Source organism: Bradyrhizobium sp. FW305-F6, from assembly GCF_058782905.1.
Map to the genome: position 1 here is coordinate 1,009,074 of NZ_JBYSYD010000001.1, position 24,232 is coordinate 1,033,305.

The window sequence follows — 24,232 nt, forward strand, 5'->3', positions numbered from 1 at the left end:
TATACTAATGAATAATCCGGCTTGATCCCGCGGTCAAGGCTGCCCAAGATCGGAAGCGTTGCAATTAGGAACAAGGAGCCCATTCCATGGCGCATGACGCACCGCAGGCCACCGGACCCTCCAAGCTCGTGATCCGGAACATCGGCCTGATCCTGTCCGGCGCCTTGGAAAAGCCGATCCTCGACGGCGACACCATCGTCGCCGAGAACGGCAAGATCACCGCGATCGGCCGCTTCAAGGACCTCGACATCGAAGGCGCCACCACTATCGTCGACGCCAACGGCACCACGGTGGCGCCCGGGCTGATCGACAGCCATGTCCACCCTGTGGCGGGCGACTGGACGCCGCGGCAGAACCAGATCAACTGGATCGACAGCTATCTCCATGGCGGCGTCACCACCATGATCTCCGCCGGCGAGGTTCACATGCCCGGCCGTCCCCGCGACGTCGTCGGTCTCAAGGCGATGGCGGTGTTCGCCCAGCGCGCGTTCTGGACCTTGCGTCCGGGCGGCGTGAAGGTTCACGCCGGCGCGCCGGTGATCGAATGCGAGATGGTCGAGGAGGATTTCAAGGAGATGGCCGCCAACGGCGTCAAGCTGCTCGGCGAAGTCGGCCTCGGTGGCGTCAAGGACGGTCCGACCGCGCGAAAGATGGTCGGCTGGGCGCGCAAATACGGCATCCAGAGCACCATCCACACCGGCGGCCCTTCGATCCCCGGCTCCGGCCTGATCGACAAGGACGTGGTGCTGGAGGCCGACACCGACGTGGTCGGGCACATCAACGGCGGCCACACCGCCCTGCCCGACGACCAGATCCGCTGCATCTGCGAGGGCTGCAAGCGCGGCCTCGAGCTCGTGCATAACGGCAACGAGCGCTCTGCCCTGTTCACGCTGCGCACCGCCCGCGAGATGGGCGACCTGCACCGCGTCATCCTCGGCACCGATGCGCCGGCCGGCTCAGGCGTGCAGCCGCTCGGCATCCTGCGCATGGTTTCGATGCTGTCCTCGCTCGGCGACCTGCCGGCCGAGCTCGCTTTCTGCCTTGCCACCGGCAACACCGCGCGGATGCGGCAGCTCGATTGCGGCCTGATCGAGGTCGGCCGTTCCGCCGACTTCGTCCTCATGGACAAGGCCCAGCACTCGCCGGGCAAGAACATCCTGGAGAGCGTCCAGCTCGGCGACCTCCCCGGCATCGGCATGACCATCATCGACGGCATCGTGCGCACCCAGCGCAGCCGCAACACCCCGCCGGCCGGCAAGGTGCCGGAGGTGGTGGCGAAGTGAGGCGGCCGGAGCGCAGCGGCTCCGCGCTCAGCATCTTCCCGCGAAGGCGTTGAACAAGACTGCGGCTTGCTGCGTCTAACGCAGGCAGCCCTCGGCGGCGGCAGTGCATTGCTGGACCATCGAGGCGGAAATGAAAAACTCGTCACGGATAGCCGTCGGCGTTGCCGGCGCGGTGGCAGGCTATATCGCTACTTTTGTGCTGCTCTCGCTGGTCGATTTCGGCAACCGGGCAGATCCGATCACATCGGGCCTGCTGGGCCTGTTCGTATACGCCCCGGTCGGCGCGATCTCCGGCGCGGTGCTCGCCAGCTGGCTGGTGACGCGTCAAGGCAGGGACGCAGGCAACGGAAGCGTCGCGCGCACCAGCCTGAAGTCCCTTGCTATCGTCGCCCTCTTCTGTGTCGCAGCTGTCGCCACTTACCTTGTTTACGCCTACGCGACCGCGACGCCGTGGCTCAATCCGAACGCGGCCAATCCTCTTCTCGTGTTCGAGGTCCGTTTTCCGGCGGGGCTGACGGTGCCGACATCAGAGCAGGGAATCACCATCGAATTGCAAACCGACCTCAACACCATGCCGGGCGAAGTGAACCCGGCCGCCTTCTATCGCGATGGCGACCAGGCCGTCATCGCCGGCGAGGTCGAGCTCGCGTTTCGAACCTCGCGTCGGCAACTCGCCGTCAACATCGAGGGTCAGCCGAGCCGAATCTTTCCGATTGATTTGACGGCCCGCGCCCCGCACACGCCGGAGTTCGGGACCTGGCGAAGGCTCACGGACGGCAGCGAAATTCGCTACCGCGCCAAATGGCCGGGGAAGGCATAAACACGGCGCAAGAGCGCCTTTGCCCACCCTACGAGATCAACTTCACCTCAGCTTGTTGAGCAGCGCCATCAGCATCTCGCGCTCTTTCGCGTCGAGCGGCGACAACGTTTCACGCGTGATCGCAAGCGCGTTCGGGGCCAGCTTTTCCGCGAGCTGCTGACCGGCGCGGGTCAGGCTCACCAAAAGCCGCCGTCCGTCCTCTGGATCCTGGCTCGTCTCGGTCAGGCCGCGCGCGGTGAGACGGTCGATCACGCCCTTGATGGTGGCGACGTCCATCGCCGTCAGGCGTCCGAGCTGGTTCTGCGAGCATGGGCCGGTTTCGGCCAGTTTCGACAACGCCGCCCATTGCGTCGGCGTGAGGTTGGTGCCGATGTCGCGGGAGAAGATCGAGCTGTGGCGCTGCCAGACCTGGCGCAGGATGAAGCCGACCTGCTCGTCGAGCACGTAAGGGGGTTTCTGTAACGACTTGGCCGGTTTGGCGCTCTTCTTGGCCGCAACGCTTCTCGCCATCCGTTCGCAGCCCTTCCCTTACAACGACAGATGCGCGTCGCGGATATCCGGACGCGCGTCGAGCTCGGCCATGGTGCCGCCGAAGCAGATCCGGCCGCGCTCGATGATGTACGCACGGTCCGAGATCAGCCGCGCGAAATGCAGGTTCTGCTCGGAAACGACGATGCTGACGCCTTCCTTCTTCATGGTCAGGATGGCGTCGACCATCTGCTCCACGATCTTCGGCGACAGGCCCTCCGATGGCTCGTCCAGCAGCACCAGAGAGGGATTGCCCATCAGCGTGCGCGCGATGGTCAGCATCTGCTGCTCGCCGCCGCTCATGCGGCCGCCCGGCCGGTTCTTCATCTCGCCGAGATTCGGAAAAAGCGCGAACAGCTTCTCGCGCGTCCAGTGCGGCGCGTTTGGCCGCTTGGGCTGACGGCCGACTTCGAGATTCTCCTCCACGGTCAGGTCCGTGAAGATGCGCCGCTCCTCCGGCACATAGCCGAGGCCATCGCGCACGATCTCATGCGTCGGCTTGGCCGAGACATCCTTGCCTTCGAACGTGATGCGGCCGGTGCGCTGGGCGACGAGGCCGACGATCGAGCGGAACGTGGTCGACTTGCCGGCGCCGTTGCGCCCCAGCAACGCCACGACCTCGCCCTCACCGACCTCGAAGCCGATGTCGAACAGGATATGCGCTGGGCCATAGTGGCTGTTGAGGTCCTGCACCGTGAGCTTCATGTGGAGGCTCCCTCGCGGTGGCGGGCATCGTAGACGAGGCCCTCGCCGAGATAGACCGCCTGCACCTGCGGATTGCCGCGCACCTCCGCCGGCGAGCCCTCCGCGATCAACGTCCCGCGGTTGAGCACGAGGATGCGGTCGGCATGCTCGAACACCACGTCCATGTCGTGCTCGGTGAAGAGCACGCCGATCGATTTCTCCCGCGCGATGCTCGCGGTCAGCCGCATCAGGTCGACGCGCTCGCGCGGGGCCATGCCGGCGGTCGGCTCGTCCATCAGGAGCAGCTTCGGCTGGTTAGCGAGTGCGACCGCAAGCTCGAGCCGCTTGAGGTCGCCATAGGCGAGCTCGCCGCAGGGACGATCCGCGTAGCCGCCCATGCCGACCAGCTCGAGCAGACGACCTGCCTCAGTGCGGTCGAACTTCGGCGCCGAGCCGAACGGATTGAACAGCTGCTTGCCGTGCGAGATCAGCGCGACCTGCACGTTCTCGCGGACGGTCATGGTGGCGAAGGTCGCGGTGATCTGGAACGTGCGCCCGACACCGAGCCGCCAGACCTCACGCGGCTTCCGCCCCGTGATCTCTTCGCCGAGCAGGCGGACATGGCCGCTATCAGGCTTGTTCTGCCCGTTGAGCATGTCGAAGCAGGTGCTCTTTCCCGCACCGTTCGGGCCGATCAGCGCCAGGATCTCGCCCGCGCGCAGGGAGAACGAGACGCCGCGCACGGCGTGGATGCCGCCATAGGATTTGGTCAGGCCTTCGACCGCAAGAAGTGGGGGCATGGCGCTCATTCGGCAGACTCGATCGGCTTGGCAAGCAAAGAAGATCCCGGCGGCGAGGACTTCCGGCGGCGCTGCGCCAGCATCTCGAGCATGCCGACGATGCCCTTGGGGAAGACCACGACGATCAGCATGATGAAGCCGCCGAGCACGAGCTTCGACAGATCGGTCTGGCTGACCAGCCAGATGTTCAGGGCCTTGTAGACGATGGCCCCGATCACTGCGCCCGACACCGTCTCGACGCCCCCGAGCAGCACCATGACCAGCGCATCGACCGAGAGCGAGATGCCGAGATTGTCGGGGAACACGCTGCCCTTGAGGTAGGCGAACAACGCGCCGCCGATGCCGGCGGTCGTGCCGGCGATCACGAAGGCGGTCCACTGGATCCGCTTTGCATTGATGCCGACGGCTTCACTGCGCAGCAGCGAATCGCGGGTGGCCCGCAGCGCGTAGCCGAACGGGGAGAACACCATCATGCGCAGCGCGATCGTCACCAGCGCGGCGACACCGAGCGAGAGCCAGTAGAAATGCGACGGACTGGCCGCCCATTTTTCCGGCCAGATCCCCAATATGCCGTTGTCGCCGCCCGTCACGCTCACCCATTGGAACGCGATCGACCAGACGATCTGCGCGAAGGCGAGCGTCAGCATCGCGAAATAGACGCCTGAGAGCTGCACCGCGAAGAAGCCGAACACGGCGGCGCCCATGCAGCCGAGCAGCGGGCCGAGCAGCAGGCACACGATCATCGGCAGCCCCGCCATCTTGGCGAGGAATGCGACGCCGTAGGCGCCAAGGCCGAAATAGGCGGCATGGCCGAACGAGGCGAGCCCGCCGACCGACATCAGGAAGTGCAAGCTGACGGCGAAGATGACGAAGATCGCGATCTCCGAGCCGACGGTCAGCAGGTAATTGCCGGCGAACAGCGGCAAGGTGGCCGCCGCGACGAGCGCTGCGAACGCGGCGAGACGTTCGTTTGACGTCAACGGCCGCCAGGGATTGACCGTCAGGCCCGGCGTCTTGCGCGCGGCCGCCTCCGGCTTGCCGAACAGGCCCCAGGGGCGAACGATCAGCACCACCGCCATGACGAGGAAGACCAGGATGATGGAGATCTTCGGAAAGATCAGGATGCCGAAGGCATTGAGTTCGGAAACCAGCACGGCGGCGACGAAGGCACCGGTGATGCTGCCGAGGCCGCCGATCACGACCACGACGAAGACCTCGACAATGATGCGCAGGTCCATGGCGTGGTGCACGGCATCACGCGGGATCTGAAGCGCACCGCCGAGCGCGGCCAGGAAGACACCGACGGCGAACACCGATGTGAACAGCCACTTTTGGTTGACGCCGAGCGCCGCGACCATGTCGCGGTCCTGCGTCGCGGCGCGCACGAGGACGCCCCAGCGCGTGCGCTGGAACAGCAGCCAGAGAATGCCGAGCACGACGGGACCAAGCACGATCAGAAACAGGTCGTAGCTCGGAATGTTCTGGCCGAAGAAATCGATCGCGCCCCTGAAGCCCGGCGCGCGGCGACCGACGAGGTCGTCGGGCCCCCAGATCAAGACGACGAGATCCTCGACCATCAAGGTCAGGCCGAACGTCGCGAGCAACTGAAACAATTCCGGCGCATGATAGATGCGGCGGAGCAGCACCATCTCGACGATGACGCCGATGACGGCCACCGCGAGCGCCGCCAGCACGATGCCGCCCCAGAATCCAAACGCACCCGAAAGCCGCTCGGTGAGCGTGAAGGCGATGTAGGCGCCGATCATGTAGAAGGCGCCGTGCGCGAAATTCACGATCCGGGTCACGCCGAAGATGATCGACAGGCCCGAGGCCACCAGGAACAGCGACGCTGCGCTGGCGAGACCGGTCAGAAACTGTACGACATAAAAGGCCATCGGCGTTCCGGGTTGGTTGGATCTCAGTGCTGGGCTTCATCCTTCGAGACGGCGCTCTGCGCCTCCCCAGGATGAGGTCCGGGACCCTCATGGTGAGGAGCGCGGCGACGCCGCGCGTCTCGAACCATGGAGGCCCGGTCTCTCGTTACATCAATCCTTCGGGCGCAGCTTCGCGACTTCGGCGTCGCTGGGCAGGTAGTCCGCGCCCTTCTTGTAGGACGAATCCACCATCACGCCCTTGCCGTCCTTCAGCGCGGTCTTGCCGACATAGGCACCGAGCGTCGACTGATGATCGATCTTGCGGAAGGTGATCTCGCCGAACGGCGACGGCATCGAGATCCCCTCGGCCGCTGCGATCAGCTTCTCCGGATCGGTCGAGCCGGCTTTGGCGAGGATCGCCGCCGCCGCCTTGATGGTCTGGTAGCCGACGATCGAGCCGAGGCGCGGATAGTCGTTGTACTTGGCCTGGTAGGCCTTCAGGAACGCGTCATGCTCGGGCGTCTTGATCGAGTACCAGGGATAGCCGGTGACGATCCAGCCCTCGGGCGTCTCGTCCTTGAGCGGGTCGAGATATTCCGGCTCGCCGGTCAGGAACGAGACCACCTCGCGTCCCTTGAACAGGCCGCGGGTATTGCCCTCGCGCACGAGCTTGACGAGGTCGGCACCGAAGGTGACGTTGAGGATCGCTTCGGGATTGGCGGCGGCAACCGCCTGCACCACCGGGCCGGCGTCGATCTTGCCCTGCGGCGGCCATTGCTCGTCGACCCACTGGATGTCCGGACGCTTCTCCGACATCAGCTTCTTGAACACCGCGACCGCCGACTGGCCGTATTCATAGTTCGGCGCGATCGTCGCCCAGCGCTTGGCAGGCAGCTTGGCGGCGGCCTCCACCAGCATCGCCGCCTGCATGTAGTTGGAGGGGCGCAGGCGGAAGGTGTACTTGTTGCCCTTGGACCAGGTGATGGCATCCGTCAGCGGCTCGGCCGCGAGGAAGAACACCTTCTTCTGGTTGGCGAAGTCGCTGACGGCAAGACCGATGTTGGAGAGGAACGTGCCCGCGAGCATCGCGACACCCTCGCTCGACACCAGTTCGTTGGCCGCGGTCTGCGCATCGGCAGGCTTGCCGCCGTCGTCCTTGGAAATGACGACGAGCTTCTTGCCGTTGATGCCGCCGGCCGCGTTGACCTCCTCGACCGCGAGCTGCCAGCCCTTGCGATAGGGCTCGGTGAAGGCCGGCAGCAGCGAGTAGCTGTTGATCTCGCCGATCTTGATATCCTGCGCCAGGGCCGAATGAGCCGTGCCGCCCGCCAGAAGCGCAAAGGCCGCGCCGATGAAGTAATTTCTTGCTCGCATCCCAACCTCCAGTTTGAACTTCATTTCTTGAGCATGATCTTATCGGATCATGCTCTATCTCAGACCGTCTTCGCCCTTGATCTCCGCGACCGTCAGCCCGCCGACACGCGGCAGCGGACGGCCGCTGTCGGTGACGGCGACCGCGACCATGATCTCGTTGGCGCGCGGCGCGTCGTTGATCTGTACCTCCATCCCGTCGAAATGGCTGCGGACGAAGGCTGCGTCCTTGTGCCCCAGCGGAATGTCGAGCGTCGTGCCGGGACCGCTGCGCTTCTTCGAGGACGGGATCAGCGCCGCACCCTTGGTCAGAACCTTTCGCACCGGCGCACCCATCTTGGGGTGGAGGATGGCGGCGGCATGCTCCAGCTCGCCATTCTCGCCGACGGCGGCGGCCTTGCCGTAGCTCTGTGCCTTGGCGCCGTCGATGCCGAGCGCCGCCACCGCGCGCTTCGACAAGAGCTCGCCCAACTCCTCGCCGATCGCGATCAGCGGCGAGAGATCCTCGACGTATTTTCCGGCAAAGGGATTCTCGATGACGGCGATTGCAGCCGCACGCCGCGTCGGCGGCGACACCTGCCGGCCCATTTCCATCTGCGTCTCTTCGACGACCGTGACGATCTTGCGGATGATCGCGCTCATGTTTCGCTTCCCTGCTCAGGCATCGACCGCGTCCTCGCGTATCAGCGGCCGCGTTCGTTGCTCTATATCCTTGGCTCCGATGACAAGCATATCACCACAAAGCTGCAACACGGCACCCTCGATCAATCCGCGATCGAATAAGTGCCGTGCACATTCCGCGCCAGATCCGAGGGCGGCAGCGACCTCATCGTGAGACAGCTCGCCGACATGCCGGGTGACAAGATGTGCGCCGAGATCGCTGTCGGGCTGAAGCTCGTTCGCGGGCTTCCTGACGACGGCGGGATGCCCCCGCAGATCGACGGCATTGGCGATCACCGTCGCGGCGGCATCGGCCTGCGAAGCCGTCGCGGCCAACACCGTCACCGCGTCGGCGATCCCGAGCGAAAAGCTGCGGCCGTGACGACCGCTGGTGGCAATGCCGCGCACCGGATCATCCGCATCGATCCGCATCGACCGCATCACGCCGTCGCGGTCGGGTCGATCCATGAGGCCGACCGAAAAATGCTGGCTTCGGCCGAGATGAAGCGCGATGTCGCCACCATTGTTTACGTAGGCGCGATCGAACGTCGCAGCGCGCAGCATGGCGTCCAGAATTTCCTCCGCCACGCTGCCGGCCACCGCCGCCATGGGCGTGATGAAGCAATCGGCGGAAAAAGGCGCCACCGCGGCGTGCATGCGCCGCGCGACGATACCCTTCAGCGACGTCTGCTCCGCGGCAGCCGTCCGCAGTTCCGGCAGCTCCGCGCAAAGCTCGTCGAGCAATCCGGTGAACCGGCGCGCCGCAGCCTCATAGGCCGCATGCACCTCGTCCGACGCTCCCCTCGCCTCCACGATCAGGTCAATCGGACCATCCTGCAAATGCAGCCGCCGGCCATCAGACAGCAATGCGATTTGCGGGAGCCTGGTCATGCCCGCGGCCCCGGAATCGGGTTCTGCCAGGGCAGCTGGCGGACGTCGTCGCCGTTCTGGACCTCGGAGAGCGGCCTCACGTAATCCATGTGGCCGCCGAGCGCGGCATAGTCTGACAGTTTCATGGTGAACTCGATCGGCGCCACCAGCGCCGGGGTCGGCACGTAGCCGAACGCGCCTGACGGCATCTGCGTCACATCGACCATGTAGGTGATGCCGCCGCCGGGCCAGACATAGACCGGCGCGCCGCCGCTGGTGACGCGCGTCAGCGCATCCTTCACCGAACGCGTCAGCCGCACCGGATTGTCGGTGACGCCGGCGCGCAGCGAGCCGCCCGCGCCCGCCATGAACAGCACCGTGCACAGCGCCGGCTCGCAATTTTCCTGGATGCGCTCGACCGAGAACTTCAAGTCATCGGGCATCTCGGTCTCGACCGGGTTCAGGGCCTCGTCGAGCACGTAATAGGACGAGTGCTCGCCGGTGGTGGAGACCATCAGCATGGAAAGACCGGGCTTGGCTTCCTTGGGATCGAACGGACCGAGGATCGCCAGCGGATCGGAGATGTTGGTGCCGCCCCAGCCCGTGCCGGGATCCGCGACCTGGAAATAGCGGCCGGGCGTCGAGCGACGGCCCTTCATCTTGATGCCGGTGTCGGCGATGTCGAGCAGCTTGCCCGCCTGATGCTCCGAGAGCACGCCGGTGATGTGGTCATCGACCACGACGACCTCGTCGACCTTGCCGTGCCATTGCTTGGCGAACATGCCGATCGTCGCCGAGCCGCAGCCGACGCGCATGCGCTCTTCTTTCATGCCGTTGACGATCGGCGGCTGCCCAGCCTGCACCACGACGGTGGCGCCGCCGTCGATGGTGAGCTCCACCGCCTTGCAATTGGCGAGGTCCATCAGCGTGTCGCAGGTGACGCGGCCCTCTTTCTTCGAGCCGCCGGTGAGATGATGCACGCCGCCGAGCGACAGCATCTGCGAGCCGTATTCGCTGGTGGTGACGTGGCCGACCGCTTCGCCCTGCGCCCGGACCGTCGCAGTCTCCGGACCGAGATAGCGGTCGGTATCGATCTTCACCTTGATGCCGCAGTAGGAGAAGATGCCCTCGGTGACCACGGTCACCATGTCGACGCCGTCGACCTCGGCGGAGACGATGAACGGTGCGGGCTTGTAGTCGGGATAGGTCGTGCCCGCGCCGATCGCGGTGACGAAAGTGGAAGGCTCGTGGACGATCTTGCCGTCCCAATCCTCGGTGCGGCTGAACGGGACGAGCTTGCCGCCATGGGAGACGGTGCGCTCCAGGATCACGTGGGGATCGACGCGAACGAGCTTGCCGTCGTGGTTGGCATAGCGGTCGCAGGCGCCCGCCGCGCCCGGCTTGATGTAGCACATCACCGGACACGCATCGCAGCGGATCTTGTCGATGACGGTGCTGGTCGTTTCTGTCACCATGTCGGAGCCGGCCGATGCTGCGGTTATCATTCGTATACGAACGATGTTGCGCGTGGTCCCCGGGCGCTGTCAAGCGGCGGTGCAGCGCAAAAGATAGCGCTGCTGCATAAAACCTCATTTGCCTACCCGCTCTGTCCACAAAGAAGGCAATCGCGCTGCACTGCGGGATGCGCGGCTTGCACGTTTGTGTACAAACGGTATCGTCGCGGGCGAGATCAACGCGGCGTGGGAACGAGGATGACGCAGACACCGATCCGCCTCACCGTGAACGGCAGGATCCACGACGTGACGGCCGCGCCGGACACGCCGCTGCTCTATGTGCTTCGCAACGAGCTCGCGCTGAACGGCCCGAAATATGGTTGCGGTCTGGGTGAATGCGGCACCTGTACTGTCCTGATCGACGGCGCGGCGGCGCGCTCCTGTGTCATTCCCGTGAGTGGCTGCGCCGGCCGCGACATCGTGACGCTCGAAGGCCTCGGCACCCGCGACAAGCCCGACGTCGTGCAGCAGGCCTTCATCGACGAGCAGGCCGCGCAATGCGGCTATTGTCTCAACGGCATGATCATGACCACCAAGGCGCTGCTCGCAATCAACCCGCGGCCGAGCGAGCAACAGGCACTGGCGGCGCTGCGCTACAATCTCTGCCGCTGCGGCACGCATGTCGAGATCCTGCGCGCGGTGATGCGCGCATCGGGCCAGCACGCCGAGGCCGCAGATTGATGGCCTCCCCAGTTTCGAATGGAGCTGAACGCGCGGGTGCGCTCGTCGTCGCCCGCACCGTCGACGAGGTCACATCCGAGACCTTCGTCCGCATCACCGCGGATGGTTCGATCACCGCCTATAACGGCCATGTCGATCTCGGCACCGGCGTCCGCACGGCGCTCGGCCAGATCGTCGCCGAAGAGCTCGACGTCTCCTTTGCCCGCGTCGTGGTCGTGCTCGGCGACACGGCCGTGGTGCCGAACCAGGGCCCGACGATCGCGAGTGAAACCATCCAGATCACCGCCGTTCCCTTGCGCAAAGCCGCGGCGCAGGCGCGCCAGTTTCTAATCGCGCGCGCGGCCGAGCGGCTGGAACTGCCAGAGGCCGATCTCAGGATCGAGGACGGCCTCGTGCGCGGGCACGACAATCGTAGCGTTAGCTACGGCGAGTTGATCGGCGGTGAGACGATCCGTCTCGAGCTTGCCGATGAGGTCACTGTGAAGCCCGTCGGCGACTACGCCATCGTCGGCCAGTCGGTGCCCCGCATCGACCTGCCGGCCAAGGCCACGGGAGAGCTGACCTTCGTCCATGACATCCGCGTGCCGGGCATGCTGCACGGCCGCGTGCTGCGCCCGCCCTATTCCGGCGTCGATGCCGGCCCGTTCGTCGGCACCAGCCTGATAGGGATCGACGAATCCTCGGTCCGCGACATCCCCGGCCTGATCGCGGTGGTGCGCATCGGTGATTTTGTCGGCGTGGTCGCCGAGCGCGAGGAGCAGGCGATTCGCGCGGCTGAAAAGCTCGAGCTGAGCTGGAAGCCGACGCCTAATCTTACCGACCTCGCCGACGTCGAGACTGCGCTGCGTGCCAATCCATCGACGCCGCGCACCCTGATCGACAAGGGCAACGTCAATGCGGCCATCGCCGGTGCGGCCAAGCCGATGCAGCGCACTTACGTCTGGCCGTATCAGATGCACGCCTCGATCGGCCCATCCTGCGCCGTTGCCGACGTCCAAGACGACTATATCCGGGTCTGGTCAGGCACGCAGAACCCGCACGTACTACGCAGCGATCTCGCGCTGCTGATCGAGCGCCCCGAGAGCGAGATTGAGGTGATCCGGCTGGAGGCCGCGGGCTGCTACGGCCGCAACTGCGCCGACGACGTCACTGCCGACGCGCTGCTGCTGTCGCGCGCCGTCGGCCGCCCCGTCCGCGTGCAGCTGACGCGCGAGCAGGAGCATGCCTGGGAACCCAAGGGCACTGCGCAGCTCATCGACGTCAATGGCGGGCTCGATGCCGACGGCGGCATCGCCGCCTACGACCTCGCCACGCGCTATCCCTCGAACGCCGCGCCGACGCTGGCGCTGCTGCTGACGGGCCGCATCTCGCCCGAGCCGGCCGTGCTCCAGATGGGCGACCGCACCGCGATCCCGCCCTACGACTACGACCACATGCGCGTCGTCGCCCATGACATGGCGCCGATCGTGCGCGCCTCCTGGTTCCGCGGCGTCTCGGCGTTGCCGAACACTTTTGCGCATGAGTCCTATATCGACGAGGCCGCAACCGAGGCCGGCGTTGACCCGATCGAGTATCGCCTGCGTTATCTGAAAGACCCGCGCGCCGTCGATCTCGTCAACGCGGTCGCCGAACGTGCGGGGTGGAAACCTCGCCCCGTGCGTGAGGAGAAGGACGGCGAGGTCGTGCAGGGCCGCGGCTTTGCCTATGCACTCTATGTCCACAGCAAGTTTCCCGGCTATGGCGCGGCGTGGTCGGCCTGGGTCACCGACGTCGCGGTGAACAAGACCACGGGCGACGTCAGCGTCACGCGCGTCGTCGCCGGGCAGGATTCCGGCCTGATGATCAACCCGGACGGCGTGCGCCACCAGATCCACGGCAACGTCATCCAGTCCACGAGCCGCGCGCTGATGGAGGAGGTTTCGTTCGAGCGCGGCGCTGTTGCGGCGCGCGAATGGGGCGCCTATCCCATCATTCCCTTCCCCGACGTGCCCAAGATCGATGTCTTGATGCTGCCGCGGCCGGACCAGCCGCCGCTCGGCGTCGGCGAATCCGCGTCGGTGCCGAGCGCGGCGGCGATCGCCAATGCGATCTTCGATGCCACCGGCGTGCGCTTTCGTGAGCCGCCGTTCACGCCGGAACGCATCTTGAAGGGGCTGCACGGCGAGACATCGCCCTTGCCGCAAGCCCTGCCCGCGCCCGCCGCCCCACGGCCGTCTCCCGTCTGGGCGAATCCATTCGCGAAACGAACCGGCATGTTTGCGACGATTGCAGCCGTCTGCACAGCTGCTATCGGCATTGGCGCCGCGCTTCTTCCTGGCCGTGCCATCGCGCCGATCGCCCGGCCCGATGCGTCGGTCTATTCCGCGGCGACCATCGCCCGCGGCGAGCAGCTCGCTGCGCTCGGCAATTGCGCGGAGTGCCACACCAAAACCGGCGGCGCACGAAATGCCGGCGGCCGCGCCTTGGAAACACCGTTCGGCACGATCTACGCAACCAACATCACGCCCGACGTCGAGAGCGGGATCGGCGCCTGGTCCTATCCCGCCTTCGAGCGCGCGATGCGCGATGGCTTGCATCGCGACGGACGGCAACTCTATCCCGCTTTTCCCTACACGCATTTTGCAAAGACCAGCGACGCGGACATGCAGGCGCTCTACGCCTACCTGATGGCCCAGCCCGCTGTGCACGCGAGCACGCCGGCGAACGCACTCGCCTTCCCGTTCAACCTGCGCCCGCTGCTCGCGGGCTGGAATGCGCTGTTCCACGACACGAAGGAGTTCAAGCCCGACCCTGCAAAATCCGAGCAATGGAATCGCGGCGCCTATCTGGTCGAAAGCCTCGGCCATTGCAGCGGCTGCCATTCGCCACGCAACGCGTTCGGCGCCGAGCAGCGCAATGCCTATCTTGCCGGCGGCTTCGCCGAGGGGTGGGAAGCGCCGGCGCTGACCTCGCTCTCGCACGCGCCGATCCCGTGGAACGAAGACGAGCTCTACGCCTACCTGCGCACCGGCCATTCGCGTTATCACGGCGTCGCCGCCGGACCGATGGCACCAATCGTTCGCGACCTCAAGGCTCTGCCCGATCAGGACATCCGAGCGATGGCGGTCTATCTCAACTCGTTCAATGACGCCGCAATCGACCAACAGGCGCAGGATGCGCTCGCCGCCAGGCTCGAAAGCGCAACGCAAGTGACGGTCGCCTCCTCCGCGGGCGCGCGCCTCTATCAGGGCGCCTGCGCCGTCTGCCACGAGGTCGGCGGCCTGCCGCTGTTCGGCAGCCGGCCTTCGCTCGCGCTCAACAGCAACATTCACAGCATGAAGGCGGACAATCTCGTGCAGGTGATCCTGCACGGCATCACCGATCCCGTCTCCAGCGACCTCGGCTACATGCCCGCGTTTGGGAATAGCATGAGCGACGCGCAGATCGAGGAGCTCGTGACGTTTCTGCGCTGGCAGTTCGCACCTGGCAAGCCGGCCTGGACCGGCGTGCGCGAGACGATAGCAAGGGTACGGGCGTCCGCGCACTAGAGCCTGATGAGATTAGGTTTCATTTGCCGCGACACGGAAGGTCCGCTCCCTCCCCCGCTTGCGGGGGAGGGTTGGGGAGAGGGTTTCTCCACAGGGGGACACTCCCCTAGAGGAGAGAACCCTCACCCGGCGCGTTGCGCCGACCTCTCCCGCAAGCGGGAGAGGTGCACCGAGCCCGCGGCGGCATGATTCAACCCAATCTCATCCTCCTTTAGCCGTGCTTCACCTCCACCGGCGGCGTGCCGTGGGTGTGGAAGGACTCGATCGTCTTCAATCCCCAGGCTTGGCCCTTCTTGCGCTCCTCCTCGGTCCACACGATCGGCTTCCAGTCGGGCGCGAGGATGAGGCGCGCGCCGGCATTGGCGACCTCGACGCGGTTGCCGCCGGGCTCGTAGACGTAGAGGAAGAAGGTCTGCTGGATCGCGTGCTTGTGTGGCCCGGTCTCGATATGCACGCCATTTTCGAGGAAGATGTCGGCGGCGCGCAGAATCTCCTCGCGGCTGTCGAGTGCGTAGGTGACGTGATGGAAGCGGCCCGGCACGCCGGAATGGTCGAGTGAATAGGCGAAGTCGTAGCTCTTGTTCGACATCGTCAGCCACATCGCCGCTTCCCTTCCGTCGTTGAGCACGATCTGCTCGGTGAGCCGGCAGCCGAGGTAATGCTCGAAGAACTCGCGGTTGGCCTTGATATCGACGGCGAGGCAATTGAGGTGATCGAGGCGGCGCACGTTGACGCCGCGCGCGGGAAAGCGCTGGGCCTGGTTCTTCAGCGCAGGCTTCAGCTCCGGCGGCGCCTGATACCATTCGGTCTCGTAATAGAGCTCGACGATATGGCCATCGGGGTCGCGGCAGCGGAAGGTCGGCCCCTGTCCCATGTCGCCGTCGATCCAGCCGATGTCGAAGCCGGATCCTTTCAGCGCGTCGACGCGACGCTCCAGTGCCTGCTGGCTGCGCGCGCGCAGCGCCATATGGCCCATGCCCGAGTTCTTCGACGCCGTCAGCTTGAGCGAATAGCGCTCGTAATCATCCCAGCCGCGCAAGTACACCGACTCGCCCTGTCGTCCGCTGACGGTCATGCCCATGACATCGACGAAGAATGTAAGGCTCTCGTCGGGCTTCGGGGTCAGCAGTTCCATGTGGCCGAGATGAGCGAGATCGAGGATCGGTTCGGGCTGCATGTTTCCTCCAGGGCATGGCGAGCGATCCCCCGGGGTCGATCGCGGGATCGGACGCCGAACGGTAACGCGCTCACACATCCGAAGGCGGCGCCGAGGCCGCCTCTCCATTTGTACTAATGTACAAATGATTAGGTCTCGTCAACAAAATCCAGGGTCTTGGTGGCGGTGACGAGGCTGCCGACGCCGACGCCCGAATGACGGGGTTGGCTGGCCGCATGGTAAAATTTTCCTTGATTGACCCCGGCTCCAAGGCCCCGGGGATTGCATCACTTTCCCGCATTTTCTGCCCAAACCGATGCCATCCGAACAAAGCTGCCGGCCGAATTGTCGGGGATTTAACGAACCGGCCGCGCTTGCTGCTTAACCGTTTGTGCAGCGACGGCCGCGCATAGTCGGGGCAAATCCCTCGGTCTGGCCAGGTTCATTCATCGTGACATCCTTTGGACGCGTGATTTCGGTTCGCGGATCGCTCGCCCGGGTCGGGCTATTGGCCGCAAGCCAGATGCCGATCTCGGAGGTGCGGGCGACCGTCGGCCGCTTCGTCAGCATTCGTTGCGCCAGCTCGGTCATCGTTGCGATGATCACAGAAGTGTCCTGCGAGAATCTGTCGGGCTCCGACGCCTACATCGCGATCGCATCGGTCGACCTGCTCGGCGAAATCCTCAATGCCGCGGACAAAGCCAAATTCCAGCGCGGCGTCACCAATTATCCAACCATCGGCGATGCCGTCGACCTGATCACCAGCCAAGAGCTGCGCACGATCTACGCGCCCACCGGCTCGGACCAGATCAACGTGGGTTTCCTGCAGCAGGACCGCTCCGTCGTCGCCTATGTCGACGTCGAGGAAATGCTGTCCAAGCACTTTGCCGTGCTGGGCTCGACCGGCGTCGGCAAGTCGACCGGCGTCTCGCTTCTGCTCAACGAGATCCTGAAGGCGCGGCCGAACCTGCGCATCTTCTTGCTCGACGTCCACAACGAATATGGCCGCTGCTTCGGCGACCGCGCACTGGTGCTCAACCCGCGAAATCTGAAGCTGCCGTTCTGGCTGTTCAACTTCGAGGAAATCGTCGACGTGCTGTTCGGCGGCCGCGCCGGCGTGCCCGAGGAGCTCGACATCCTCGCCGAGGTGATCCCGCTCGCCAAGGGCGTCTACACCCAGTACCAGAACGCCGACCGCATCGGCCTGAAGCGCATCGATCCCAAGCAGATCGGCTACACCGTCGACACGCCGGTGCCCTATCGCCTGGTCGACCTGCTGTCGCTGATCGACGAGCGCATGGGCAAGCTCGAGAACCGATCCTCGCGCATCATCTATCACAAGCTGATTTCGCGCATCGAGGCCGTGCGCAACGACCCGCGCTACGCCTTCATGTTCGACAACGCCAATGTCGGCGGCGACACCATGGCCGAGGTCATCAGCCATCTGTTCCGCCTGCCCGCCAACGGCAAGCCGATGACGGTGATGCAACTCGCCGGCTTCCCGGCCGAGGTGATCGATTCCGTGGTCTCGGTGCTGTGCCGGATGGCGTTCGATTTCGGCCTGTGGAGCGACGGCGTCTCGCCGCTGCTGTTCGTCTGCGAGGAAGCGCATCGCTATGCCTCCGCCGACCGCAACGTCGGCTTCGGGCCGACCCGCAAGGCGGTGTCGCGCATCGCCAAGGAGGGACGCAAATACGGCGTCTATCTCGGCCTCATCACGCAGCGCCCCGCAGAGCTCGACGCCACCATCATCTCCCAGTGCAACACGCTGTTCACGATGCGCCTTGCCAACGACCGCGACCAGGCGCTGCTGCGCGCCGCGGTGTCGGACGCCGCAGCGAACCTGCTCTCCTTCGTCCCCTCGCTCGGCACGCGTGAAGTGCTGGCTTTCGGCGAAGGCGTCGCCCTGCCGACACGCCTGCGCTTCAAGGAGGTGCCGCCGCATCAACTGCCACGTGGCGAGGCCACCATCTCGAGCGTGCCGTCGGTCACCTCCGGCCACGACATGCATTTCGTCAGCGCGGTGCTCGAACGCTGGCGCGGCGCCACCTCGCAGCGCGACGTGCCCAACGACCCGGTGTTCTCGGCGCCGGCGGCGAAGACGGTGTCCAGCATCGAGGCCCCGATGCTGCAGCCGTCGATGGGCCTCGATCCCGACCGCTTCTCGCTGCTGAAGAAGCCGTTGCGGTAAGGGACGGACACCGCCCCCACGAATTCCGCTGTCATGCCCCGGCTTGACCGGGGCATCCAGTACGCTGCAGCTCCTCGGCTCAATCACTAACGCCTCTGGAATACTGGATCGCCCGATTAAATCGGGCGATGACAGCGAGTGTGTGGCACGCGCCCCCATCGTCCTACGTTGAGCCCGCCACCCGCATCGACTATGGTTTCCAGCCCCAAGCCGGAATCCATGCCCATGACAAAGACCGCCGCGCAACGCTTCCCCGCTCCCGCCCTCGACACGCTGCCCGACGACATCCGCACGCGGCTTCTCGCCGTGCAGGAGAAGAGCGGCTTCGTGCCCAACGTCTTCCTCACATTGGCCTATCGCCCCGACGAGTTCCGCGCCTTCTTCGCCTATCACGATGCGCTGATGGAGAAGGACGGCGGCCTCAGCAAGGCCGAGCGCGAGATGATCGTGGTGGCGACGTCGGCCGCGAACCAGTGCCAATATTGCGTGATCGCACATGGCGCGATCCTGCGCATCCGCGCCAAGAACCCTGTGATCGCTGACCAGATCGCGGTGAACTACCGCAAGGCCGACATCACGCCGCGGCAGAAGGCGATGCTCGATTTCGCCATGAAGGTCTCGACTGACGCGCAGCGGATTTCGGAAGATGATTTCGCAGCGCTGCAGCCGCACGGCTTCAGCGACGACGACATCTGGGACATCGCCGCGATCTCCGCTTTCTTCGCGCTGTCGAACCGGATGGCGAATGTCACGGGCATGCGGCCGAACGAGGAATTCTACCTGATGGGACGCCTGCCGAAGAAATGACAGTCACGCCATGACCGAGCTCGATTGGCCCGAAATTTTGCTGCGCCTCGGCACAGCGACGCTCGCCGGCAGCGCGATCGGCCTCAACCGCGACCTGCACGGCAAGCCGATCGGGCTGAAGACGCTCGGCATCGTCGGACTCTCCACCGCAACCGTCGTCCTGCTCGCGGTGCCCTTCGGCGACCCCGGCAAGATCACCGATGCGACGAGCCGCGTGATCCAGGGCGTCCTGACCGGTATCGGTTTCCTCGGAGCCGGCGTCATCGTTCACGAGAGCGATCGTTTTCGCGTGCGCGGCCTGACCAGCGCCGCCTGCACCTTTCTCGCCGCCTGTCTCGGCATCACCTGTGGCGCAGGGCAATGGAAGATCGTGCTGACCGCACTGGCCTTCACTTTCGTTCTGCTCACGATCGGCCGCCGTCTCGAGCGCCGGCTGCATCGCATGCTTGGCGGCAAGGAAGATCCGCACCAGGTGGAAACGCCGCCGAGGATGGATCACCGGCAGAGCGGCTAAAGCATGATCTGGAAAAGCGCGAACGCCTTTCCGGAAGGATCATGCGCAAGCAAAACCTGACGCGCGATGACGATCCGTCCAAATCTCATCGCGCTTCAGAATCGCAGCCGTCGTGCCCAGATCGGCTTCAGCAATTCGAGCACGGTCAGCAACAAGAATCCCGCGCCGAGCGTGATCGCCAGATCGTCCGGATGCAACGGACCGAACCGAAACAGGCTGGACGCTCGCGGCCACAGCAGAGCAGCCGCCAGAATGGACGCGATCGCTACGGCTATCCAGAGCAACGCCGGATTCGGACGGAAGAAGGCGGACAAGAAGGATGCGCTGAAGGAGCGGTTGACCAGTACCAGCGTAGCGACGCAGATGACGAGCGCGATGAATGCGAGCGCGCGCGCTTCATCGGATGGAACGCCGGAACGGAGCGCTCCGACGAAGATCGCTGCGATCAAGGCGAAGGCCATGGCGCCCTGCAGGACGCTCCAGGCGATCAGGGGCCAGGAGAACAGCGCCGCATCGGCACGCCGCGGCGGTCGCTTCATGACGTCGCGCTCCTCCCGCTCGGCTTCGAACACAAGCGAGCAGACCGGGTCGATGATCAGTTCCAGAAGCGCAATGTGAACGGGGCCGAGGATGACGGGCAACCCGAAGACCAGCGGCAACAGGGCCAAACCCGCGATCGGAACGTGGACGGCGAAAATGAAGGCCATCGCCTTGCGCAGATTGTCGTAGATCCGGCGTCCCAGGCGGATGGATGCGACGATGGAGCTGAAATCGTCGTCGAGCAGCACGATGGATGACGCCTCGCGAGCAACGTCGGTGCCGCGGCCGCCCATCGCGATCCCGATATGGGCGGCCTTCAAGGACGGCGCATCGTTGACGCCGTCGCCGGTCATCGCAACGATCTCGCCGCAGCGCTTCAGCGCCTGAACGATCCGTAGCTTCTGCTCTGGCAGAACCCGCGCGAAGACGGTCACGTTCCCGACGAGTGCCTCGAGCTCGCTGTCGGACGCGAGCCTGATTTGCTCGCCGGTGACGACCTCCTTCACGTCGAGCCCGGCCTGCCTGGCGATTGCCAGGGCGGTCGCGGGATAGTCGCCCGTGATCATGACGACCCGGATGCCGGCCGATCGGCATTCGGCCACCGCCTCCGGCACGCCCGGGCGAAGCGGATCGGCGAGAGCGACGAGACCGATGAAGCGAAAAGCGAAGCCGTCCTGGGAGGGCGGCAGGTCCTCGCCGTCGTAATTTGCGGCGGCGACGCCGAGCACGCGAAGACCGTCCTTCGCCATCGCGGCGACGGCATCGCGCATCGCCTCGTGGTCGGCATCGTCCAGCTTGCAAAGCTGCGCAATCGCCTCGGGGGCACCTTTCGCCGCAGCGAAATACCCGGGGCGGTGCGACGATCGCCAGACCTGCGTCATCGCCAGCAGCTCGGGCCGCAGACCGTAGCTGCGTACCAGCGTGCGAGCGTCAGCGGCTTCGCCATCGGGCACAGCGGCCTGCACGAAGGCGTGCAACGCCTTCTCCATCGGATCGAACGGTTCGGGCGAGCTCGCCAGAGCGCTGCAGCGCGCCAGCTCGAAGAACTCTGCTCCGACGGGAGCCACCTGCGAGGCTGCAGGGCGCACGATTGTGCCGTCGTGCAATCTCAGCGCCGCGACCGACATCCGGTTCTGCGTCAGCGTGCCGGTCTTGTCCGTGCACAGCACCGTGGCGGAGCCGAGCACCTCGATCGCGGCGGCGCGCCGCGTCAGCACCCGCGCCTTCGAGATGCGCCAGGCGCCCATGGCCATGAACACCGTGAGGACGACGGCAAACTCCTCGGGAAGCATGGACATGCCGATTGCGATGCCTCCGAGCAACGCCTGCAGCCAATCTCCGCGCAACGTTCCGTATAGCAGGACAGCCGCGAGGCTGATCGCCACGCCGCCGACAAAGCAAAGCCGTACCAGCCGCGCGGTCTGCTGCTGGAGCCGGGGCCGCTCCGGCTGCAAGCCATGCAGCGACAGTCCGATCTTGCCGATCTCGCTGCGGGGACCGGTGGCCTCGACCCTGGCGAGGCCCTCGCCGCGCACGACGAGCGAGCCCGAATACACGAAGGGCTGGTCATCGCCGCCCGGACGATGATCGGCCAGGGAGGCGTCCGCAGCCTGTGTGTTGGCGAGCTGCTTGCGCACCGGAACCGACTCGCCGGTCAGCAGCGATTCGTCGGCGGCAAGATCCCGCGCGCTGACGAGCACCGCATCTGCCGGGACCCGATCGCCCTCGGAGAGGACCAGGAGATCGCCACGGACGACGTCACGGCCGGCGATCCGCCGGCGCTCCCCGTCCCTGACCACCAGCGCGCGCGGGCTGGTTAGCTCCCGCAATGCCTCCAGCACCCGTTCGGTGCGTGTCTCCTGCACGATGGTGATCACGACGGAGATGAGACCGAACGCCAGGAGCAGCACTGCCTCGCGGAAATCGCCGAGCAGGAGATAGACGATTCCACCGCACAGAAGGAGCGAGAGCATCGGCTCGCGCAACACCTCGAGAACGATGCGCAGCGGCGTGCGCCGTTCTGTTCGCGGCAGTTCGTTGAAACCGTCCTGTTGCAGCCGCAGCCGGGCCTCGGTTTCGCTCAGCCCTGCCAGGCTGCTGCCTTCCAGCTCGCTCACGTCTTCCGCCGCAGGCTCCAGAGGCTGCCGGCACCGACGACGGCGGTGACGAGCAGCACGGCGACGAAAGTCTGGATGATGGTGAAATTCAGAGCATCACGCGCAACGAACAGCGCGGTGATCGCGCCGGCGATGATAAAGAGGATGCGGAAGATGATGCTCACGGCCATGTCTCCGGTCGGCATGACCTTCAACCGCTCCGCCCTCGACATCGGGGCGCAACGCGGCTCGGGTCATCATGCAGCCGGACAATAGCCGCCGTCAGCCGCAGCCAATTGCGGAAGATCAAGCGTGACCAGACGAGCGGGCCGCTAGCGCTTTGCCATCAATTCGAGAGCAGGCGCAAAGCGCTCCGCAAATGTCGGCGACTTGGCGTGGTGAACTGCGGCAAATGATGCCGAAATCCCTGCCACGGCGACGGCGAGCACGGCAACGGCGAAAACCAGACGGCGCATTTCGGCCTCCTGTATGGGCTCGATACCCCATAGAAGTGGGACGCCTCTGTTTCAGGACCGCTTCACGGCGAGGAAAAATGATGTCGCTCAAGAGACTGTGATGCCTTGCGATTGCTCGTGCTCGCAGGGCGCAAGGCCCCTAATCAAGGCCCTAATCGTCGTCCTCTGGGCCGCACCAGCCAGGCAGATAGATCGCGGCCTTGCTTCTGGCCGCGGCCATTGCCGTCTCGAGAGCCTTGTCGAAATCGGCCTCCACCGCCTTGCGCGAGACCTGCCGGCGCAGAAAGTCGGCCCACAGGAATTCGGAGAACGGTGTGGTGTCCTTGGCAAAGCCGCCCATGCGGCGCAATTCGCCGGCAAGGCTGCGGAACGGATCATCCTTGAGGTCGGCAACCGATTTCGGCAGGTCGCGGAACGACCGCCGCTCGCCCTTGGCGTCGTAAGGGTAAACCCAGCGCTTGTTGTCCATGACGCCCCAGAAAGCCTCGCGCTCCACCATCCTGAGGTCGCCAATGACGGTCACCAGCACCTTCTTGACGCCTTCGTCGTGCAGAGCGCGGCCGAGATGATGATGGTCGATCACGTAGTAGCGTGCGTCGGGGCCGTAGACGACCGGGATCATGTGCTTGCCGAGCAGGTCGGCCTGCTTGGTCTTGTCGTGCTCGCGCCAGCGCCTGCGCTTCTCCTTGACCTCGCGCATGCCGACAGTCATCTGCGTCGGCCGCAGCGACAGGATCGAAACGGGATGCACTCGCGGCTCACGCGTATTGGTCATGTCGAAGGGTCCTGACGGGTTGCCGCTGATGGCTCGGATTCCCTGACTATGCCATGGCCCCCGCGGCGACAAAATGCACGCTGGCAGTTCCCGAAACGCTCCCGCCACGCGAAATAGTGCAAGTGCACACATGCACGCGGGCATTGAGAAGATTTTCTTCTACGCGCACCTCACATATGCTATCTAGATAGCCGCTTCTGAGTGATCCCGCCCGATGAACAACCAGCGGCCCATAAGCTCTGATGACGAGCACCGGGTGCTCCAGTTCAGGCCGCGCACCCCGGCTTCCCCGACGGTCCAGCGCGGCAGCGGCACCGTGCAACCGCTCCGCGCCGCGCCCGAACGGCTGGACCTGTCGCGCTACGAGCAGCCCCGCATCGAATCCGACAATTACCGCCAGCGCATGCTCGCCAACATCGCGGCATTGGCCTTCACCATCGCGCTGACCGCGATCGGGATCTGGCTCGCGGTCAACATCGCCGACCTGCGCCGGACCCAGGATTGCGTGCTGATGGGCCGCCGCGACTGCGCCAAGATCACGACGCCGCACATCTAGGCGCCGCCGGCGCCCGGGTCTTCGGAAAAGGGCTCTGGCCGGCGTCCCCAGCCCCGCCCCCGGGGCTGTCCGGCTCCATTGAACTCGGGGCGGCGCTCCGATATACGGGCTTTCGACCCGGCCAGAGGGGGGTTTGAGGGCGTCATCAGGGGCGCGATGCCCACCCACCGTGCCACTCTGGAAACCCGAAAAATACCCGCAAAATATCAAAGGCTTAGTGATGTCTTCCACATTCGATCAGGTCGCCACGATCATCGCTGAAACCTGCGACATCCCGCGCGACACGATCACGCCGGATAGCCATGCCATCGACGATCTCGGCATCGACAGCCTCGATTTCCTCGATATCGCCTTCGCGATCGACAAGCAGTTCGGCATCAAGCTGCCGCTGGAAAAGTGGACTCAGGAGGTCAATGACGGCAAGGCGACCACCGAGCAGTATTTCGTGCTGAAGAATCTGTGCGCCCGCATCGACGAACTGGTTGCGGCCAAGGGCGCGAGCGCCTAAG

General features: G+C 65.3%; 22 protein-coding genes. 9 read left to right on the plus strand and 13 right to left on the minus strand.

What is annotated here, in order from left to right:
* The first annotated feature begins 86 nt into the window (after positions 1-86).
* On the plus strand, positions 87-1,283 hold the full coding sequence (locus AC3WLX_RS04960; RefSeq protein ID WP_492334918.1) for an amidohydrolase family protein: 1,197 nt from the start codon (positions 87-89) through the stop codon (positions 1,281-1,283).
* A gap of 130 nt (positions 1,284-1,413) precedes the next feature.
* Positions 1,414-2,103, plus strand: coding sequence for a hypothetical protein (locus AC3WLX_RS04965; RefSeq protein ID WP_492335918.1), 690 nt, complete (start codon positions 1,414-1,416; stop codon positions 2,101-2,103).
* A 42-nt stretch (positions 2,104-2,145) separates the two neighbouring features.
* Here the strand turns inward: AC3WLX_RS04965 and AC3WLX_RS04970 are convergent, their stop codons facing one another.
* From AC3WLX_RS04970 to AC3WLX_RS05005, 8 genes are all read right to left on the minus strand, one after another.
* On the minus strand, positions 2,146-2,613 hold the full coding sequence (locus tag AC3WLX_RS04970; protein WP_492334919.1) for a MarR family winged helix-turn-helix transcriptional regulator: 468 nt from the start codon (positions 2,611-2,613) through the stop codon (positions 2,146-2,148).
* Between the two features lie 18 nt (positions 2,614-2,631).
* Positions 2,632-3,336, minus strand: a complete 705-nt coding sequence (locus tag AC3WLX_RS04975; protein WP_291623831.1) for an ABC transporter ATP-binding protein — start codon at positions 3,334-3,336, stop codon at positions 2,632-2,634.
* Positions 3,333-4,124: an ABC transporter ATP-binding protein gene (locus AC3WLX_RS04980; RefSeq protein ID WP_492334920.1), complete on the minus strand. Its 792-nt coding sequence runs from the start codon at positions 4,122-4,124 to the stop codon at positions 3,333-3,335. The genes AC3WLX_RS04975 and AC3WLX_RS04980 overlap by 4 nt, the downstream gene beginning before the upstream one ends.
* Positions 4,121-6,010: an ABC transporter permease gene (locus tag AC3WLX_RS04985; protein WP_492334921.1), complete on the minus strand. Its 1,890-nt coding sequence runs from the start codon at positions 6,008-6,010 to the stop codon at positions 4,121-4,123. The genes AC3WLX_RS04980 and AC3WLX_RS04985 overlap by 4 nt, the downstream gene beginning before the upstream one ends.
* A 150-nt stretch (positions 6,011-6,160) precedes the next feature.
* On the minus strand, positions 6,161-7,363 hold the full coding sequence (locus tag AC3WLX_RS04990; protein ID WP_492334922.1) for an ABC transporter substrate-binding protein: 1,203 nt from the start codon (positions 7,361-7,363) through the stop codon (positions 6,161-6,163).
* 54 nt (positions 7,364-7,417) lie between these two features.
* Positions 7,418-8,002 (minus strand): amino acid synthesis family protein, encoded by a 585-nt coding sequence (locus tag AC3WLX_RS04995; protein ID WP_197965868.1) that lies wholly within the window; start codon positions 8,000-8,002, stop codon positions 7,418-7,420.
* Between the two features lie 15 nt (positions 8,003-8,017).
* A complete protein-coding gene (locus AC3WLX_RS05000; protein ID WP_492334923.1) occupies positions 8,018-8,911 on the minus strand; it encodes a UPF0280 family protein in 894 nt (297 codons plus the stop codon).
* On the minus strand, positions 8,908-10,365 hold the full coding sequence (locus AC3WLX_RS05005) for a 6-hydroxynicotinate reductase (protein WP_492334924.1): 1,458 nt from the start codon (positions 10,363-10,365) through the stop codon (positions 8,908-8,910). Before AC3WLX_RS05005 ends, AC3WLX_RS05000 begins: the two co-directional genes overlap by 4 nt.
* Positions 10,366-10,602: 237 nt before the next feature.
* Between AC3WLX_RS05005 and AC3WLX_RS05010 the strand changes: the two genes are divergently transcribed.
* Together AC3WLX_RS05010 and AC3WLX_RS05015 are read left to right on the plus strand one after the other, a co-directional pair.
* Positions 10,603-11,085, plus strand: a complete 483-nt coding sequence (locus AC3WLX_RS05010; protein WP_492334925.1) for a (2Fe-2S)-binding protein — start codon at positions 10,603-10,605, stop codon at positions 11,083-11,085.
* Positions 11,085-14,612: a molybdopterin cofactor-binding domain-containing protein gene (locus AC3WLX_RS05015; protein ID WP_492334926.1), complete on the plus strand. Its 3,528-nt coding sequence runs from the start codon at positions 11,085-11,087 to the stop codon at positions 14,610-14,612. Before AC3WLX_RS05010 ends, AC3WLX_RS05015 begins: the two co-directional genes overlap by 1 nt.
* A 211-nt stretch (positions 14,613-14,823) precedes the next feature.
* Here AC3WLX_RS05015 and AC3WLX_RS05020 read toward each other — a convergent pair whose 3' ends face one another.
* Positions 14,824-15,789, minus strand: a complete 966-nt coding sequence (locus AC3WLX_RS05020; RefSeq protein ID WP_492334927.1) for a catechol 2,3-dioxygenase — start codon at positions 15,787-15,789, stop codon at positions 14,824-14,826.
* A gap of 430 nt (positions 15,790-16,219) precedes the next feature.
* Between AC3WLX_RS05020 and AC3WLX_RS05025 the strand changes: the two genes are divergently transcribed.
* The 3 genes from AC3WLX_RS05025 (at position 16,220) to AC3WLX_RS05035 (ending at position 19,280) form a co-directional block, all read left to right on the plus strand.
* Positions 16,220-17,959, plus strand: coding sequence for an ATP-binding protein (locus tag AC3WLX_RS05025; protein WP_492334928.1), 1,740 nt, complete (start codon positions 16,220-16,222; stop codon positions 17,957-17,959).
* Positions 17,960-18,184: 225 nt separating this feature from the next.
* A complete protein-coding gene (locus tag AC3WLX_RS05030; protein WP_492334929.1) occupies positions 18,185-18,766 on the plus strand; it encodes a peroxidase-related enzyme in 582 nt (193 codons plus the stop codon).
* A 10-nt stretch (positions 18,767-18,776) separates the two neighbouring features.
* A complete protein-coding gene (locus AC3WLX_RS05035; protein WP_291624720.1) occupies positions 18,777-19,280 on the plus strand; it encodes an MgtC/SapB family protein in 504 nt (167 codons plus the stop codon).
* Between the two features lie 95 nt (positions 19,281-19,375).
* Here the strand turns inward: AC3WLX_RS05035 and AC3WLX_RS05040 are convergent, their stop codons facing one another.
* From AC3WLX_RS05040 to AC3WLX_RS05055, 4 genes are all read right to left on the minus strand, one after another.
* Positions 19,376-21,937, minus strand: a complete 2,562-nt coding sequence (locus AC3WLX_RS05040; protein WP_492334930.1) for a cation-translocating P-type ATPase — start codon at positions 21,935-21,937, stop codon at positions 19,376-19,378.
* The gene (locus AC3WLX_RS05045; RefSeq protein ID WP_492334931.1) at positions 21,934-22,101 is read right to left on the minus strand and encodes a hypothetical protein; all 168 of its coding nucleotides are present in this window, start codon (positions 22,099-22,101) and stop codon (positions 21,934-21,936) included. The genes AC3WLX_RS05040 and AC3WLX_RS05045 overlap by 4 nt, the downstream gene beginning before the upstream one ends.
* Positions 22,102-22,248: 147 nt before the next feature.
* The gene (locus AC3WLX_RS05050; RefSeq protein WP_492334932.1) at positions 22,249-22,392 is read right to left on the minus strand and encodes a hypothetical protein; all 144 of its coding nucleotides are present in this window, start codon (positions 22,390-22,392) and stop codon (positions 22,249-22,251) included.
* Between the two features lie 151 nt (positions 22,393-22,543).
* The gene (locus AC3WLX_RS05055; RefSeq protein ID WP_492334933.1) at positions 22,544-23,167 is read right to left on the minus strand and encodes a ParB-like protein; all 624 of its coding nucleotides are present in this window, start codon (positions 23,165-23,167) and stop codon (positions 22,544-22,546) included.
* Positions 23,168-23,381: 214 nt separating this feature from the next.
* Here AC3WLX_RS05055 and AC3WLX_RS05060 point away from each other — a divergent pair, with 214 nt between their 5' ends.
* Positions 23,382-23,723 carry a hypothetical protein gene (locus AC3WLX_RS05060; RefSeq protein ID WP_492334934.1) on the plus strand — a complete coding sequence of 114 codons (342 nt, stop codon included), beginning with the start codon at positions 23,382-23,384 and terminating at the stop codon, positions 23,721-23,723.
* A gap of 220 nt (positions 23,724-23,943) precedes the next feature.
* A complete protein-coding gene (locus tag AC3WLX_RS05065; RefSeq protein ID WP_007592476.1) occupies positions 23,944-24,231 on the plus strand; it encodes an acyl carrier protein in 288 nt (95 codons plus the stop codon).
* Position 24,232: the final 1 nt, after the last annotated feature.